Source organism: Streptomyces sp. NPDC015139 (assembly GCF_043079785.1).
Taxonomy (GTDB): Bacteria; Actinomycetota; Actinomycetes; order Streptomycetales; family Streptomycetaceae; genus Streptomyces; species Streptomyces albidocamelliae.
In genome coordinates, this window is sequence record NZ_JBIBUW010000024.1 from 1 (window position 1) to 3431 (window position 3431).

The 3431-nt window shown below is 73.2% G+C and carries 1 protein-coding gene; it reads right to left on the reverse strand.

Annotated elements, in window-relative coordinates:
* Window positions 1-356 precede the first annotated feature (356 nt).
* Window positions 357-875, reverse strand: a complete 519-nt coding sequence (locus ACF08B_RS37180) for a hypothetical protein (protein ID WP_392321445.1) — start codon at window positions 873-875, stop codon at window positions 357-359.
* Between the last annotated feature and the right edge of the window lie 2556 nt (window positions 876-3431).

The window sequence follows — 3431 nt, forward strand, 5'->3', positions numbered from 1 at the left end:
TGTGTGGGGGCGTGTCGGGTCGGGTGGGTTGGTGGTGCGTCTGGCGGGGCGGTGTGGTGGGTGTCGGGTGTGAGGGGGTGGTGTGGGTCGGTTGCTGCTTTTGGTGAGGGGGGCGTTGTTGTTCTGGGTGTGGGCGGGTGGCGGGGTTTGTCTGTTCGGCGGGGTTGTGGTGGGGGCGGCTTTCGGTCGGTGGCGGGTGTGGTCGCCGGCTGGTGCGCGTTCTGGGTCTGCGGGGTGGTGTGGTGCCGGTTGGTGGCGGTGCGGCGGTCGTGGGTGTGGGGGCTGGGGTGGGGGGATGGGTGGGTGCCCCGCGGAGGTGGTCTCCGCGGGGCTGGGTGGGTGTGTTGTGTGTGTGGTCAGCCCTGGGTGCCGCCCTGGGTGTTGCCGCCTCCGCCGCCCTGGGTGCCGCCCTGGGTGTTGCCGTTGCCGCCGCCCTGGGTGCCGCCCTGGGTGTTGCCGTTGCCGCCGCCCTGGGTGCCGCCCTGGGTGTTGCCTCGGCCGTTGCCCTGCGTGCCTCCCTGGGTGTTGCCGTTTCCGTTGCCCTGCGTGCCGCCCTGGGTGTTGCCTCGGCCGTTGCCCTGCGTGCCGCCCTGGGTGTTCCCGTTTCCGTTGCCCTGCGTGCCGCCCTGCGTGTTGCCTCGGCCGTTGCCCTGCGTGCCGCCCTGGGTGTTGCCTCGGCCGTTGCCCTGGGTTCCGCCTTGGGTGTTTCCGCCCTTCATGTTGTTGTTCTGGTGGTGGCTGGATGAGTGTGCGGCCGCGTGGTGCTGCATCATGGGTGCGGCTTCGGCGCTGGCCACGCCGATCGTTCCGGCGGCGAGGGCGGCGATGCAGGAGATGCCGGCGATGCGGGCCATGTGACGTCGAGCGTTGAGCATGAGAGTTCCTCGTGTTTTCTGAAGTCTTGGGGTGGATGCAGTTCCTGTCCGGCGACTGCGTGTCTTCATTTCAGCTTTCGGGGTGGCTGGTGTACGTCGGCTGGTCGGTGGACCGGCCGGTTGACGCCGGGTGTCGGCTCATCGTTTGAGTGCACCGTCATCCGTGGCCTGTCCGCCTCGCTGAGCAGCCTGGATGTCCCGTGAGGGAGCACTCCTGCACCCCTTGGGCCCGTCCTTGGCCGGGGTCGCTGTGGGGCCGTCCTGACGGTTGGGTCGCCGTCCGTTCTGCGGCGGGCTGTGGTGCCCGGGTCCGTCGCGGGCTGCCCGCGTGTTCCTGCCGCTCGTTGTGCTCGCCGGTGTCTGCCTGCTGCTTCGGGGCCTCGCGCTTTGCCGTCCCGCTCCCGCGTTGCCGTGCCGGTCCGGTCCGGTTGTGGTGTGTTTTGCGGCGGGCTGTGGCGCTCCCCGCGTGACCGTGCTCCCGGTCGGTTCCGGGTGGCCGCTTGCCCTGCAAACCCGGTGCTGTCGGCCCGCGAGCGTGTGCGGTGGTGCCCGGCGGCTGTGCTGCGGCCGTGGTCGCTTTTCGTTTGGTCCGGCTGGTTGTGTCACTGCGTGTTCTCGGCCCTGTGGTGCCCCGGCCTGTCGTGGGCTGGCGCGCGTTCCTGCCGCTGTGTGTGTTCACAGGCGTCCGCGGCCTTGAGGCCCGCGCTTTGCCGTCCCGCCCTCGCGTCGTCCTGCCGGTCTGGTCGCGGCGCGTTCTTGGCGGGCTGTGGCGCTTCCGCGTGACCGTGCTCCCGGTCGGTTCCGGGTGGCTGCTTGACCGGTAGAGGCGGTGCTGTCGGCCCGCGAGCGTGTGCGGTGGTGTCCGGCGGCTGTGCTGCGGTCGCGGTCGCTTTTCGTTTCGTCCGGCTGGTTGTGTCACTGCGTGTTCTGCGGCGGGCTGTGGTGCCCGGGTCCGTCGCGGGCTGCCCGCGTCTTCCCTGCCGCTCGCTGTGTTTGCCGGTGTCTGCCTGCAGCTTCGGGGCCTTGCGCTTTGCCGTCCCGCTCCCGCGTCGCCGTGTCGGTTGGGTCGCCGTCCGTTCTGCGGCGGGCTGTGGTGCCTCGCCCGCTCCGGGCCGCCGCGCTGACCAGCCCGCAAGCCCGCAAGCCCGCAAGCCCGCAAGCCCGCAGCCCGCAAGCCCGCAAGCCCGCAGCCCGCGAGCCCGCAGCCCGCGAGCCCGCAGCCCGCGAGCCCGCAGCCCGCGAGCCCGCAGCCCGCGAGCCCGCAGCCCGCGAGCCCGCGGAGCCCGCGAGCCCGTGCTCGTGCACCTTCTGGTTTCGCCCGGGCCGGGGTGCTGTGGTGCCGTCCTGCCGGTTGGGTCGCTGAGCGTTTGCGGCGGGCTGTGGCGCCTTGCCCGTCCCGGGCTGTCGTGTGCCTCTCACTTGCCGCGCTGACCGCGCCTTCACAGCCCGCAGGCCCGCGGAGCCTGCAGGCCCGCGGGGCCTGTGCTTCTGCACTCTCCGGTTTCGTCTGCGGCCGTGTCGTCGTGCTGGTCTGGTCGCCGTGTGTTTGCGGCGGGCTGGGGCGCCCGCGCGCCACCGTGCCCCGGGGTCTGTTCCGGGTGGCCGCTTGCCCTGCAAAACCCGGCGCTGTCGGCCCGCGAGCGTGTGCGGTGGTGCCGGCGGCTGTGCTGCGGCAGCGGTCGCCTTTCGTTTGGTCCGGCTGGTTGTCACTGCGTGTTGTCGGCGGGCTGTGGTGCCCCGGTCCGCCGGGCGGGCCCGCGCTCTCCTGGTGCTCGCTGTGCCTGCTGGCGGACAGTGGGCGAGGCCGGACGTGGCCGCCCTGGCTGTGGCTCCGGTCTCGGGCTGCGGTCGCTGCGGTCCCGTTCTGCCGCTGGTGTCGCCCTGTGGGGGCGGCAGGCCGCGGACGTTTTCCTGTGCGCTGGGGGCTGCTGCCCGGCTGCTTGCCGTGCTGCCGTCTTGCCGGCCGTTGAGGGGCCCGCGCGGCCGGGCTCGTGGGGGCCTGGTGTCGGCGGCGTGGTTCTTCTGCGTTGTCGTGCTGTGGGGGTGCTGTCGTCGTGCGTTCTCGCGGGCTGCGCCCCCGGCGGTCTGCGGCCCCGGAGGTCTGCGCCCCCGGCGGTCTGCGGCCCCGGAGGTCTGCGCCCCCGGTGGTCTGCGCCTGTCGTGGGGGGATCCGGCTGTCCGGGTGCGTCCTGGCCGGGGGAGGGGGTGACGCGTCCCGCCGCGATGGCGCCCCCGAGGCATCCTGCCCGGTGGTGGGAGACCGTCCCTGGGCGTCCCGCCGTGATGCGGGACCGTCTCCTGGCGTCCGCCCGGTGGTGCGGGACCGTCTCCTGGCGTTTGCCCGGTGGCGGGAGCGTCCCCGCGCGTCCCGTCCGTGGTGCGGGACCGTCTCCTGGCGTCCGCCCGTGGTGGGAGACCGTCTCCTGGCGTTTGCCCGGTGGTGCGGGAGTGTCTCCGGGCGTCCCGCCCGTGGTGTGAGAGGGGCCCCGGGCGTCCCTGCCCGGTGGTGCGGGACTTGTGTGATTCAGCAGACGCGCGCAGGACGCGCGCGGTTCG

Coding starts and splice junctions, on each gene's coding strand:
- ACF08B_RS37180 (WP_392321445.1), bottom strand. CDS start 875: ATGCTCAACGCTCGACGTCACATGGCCCGCATCGCCGGCATCTCCTGC.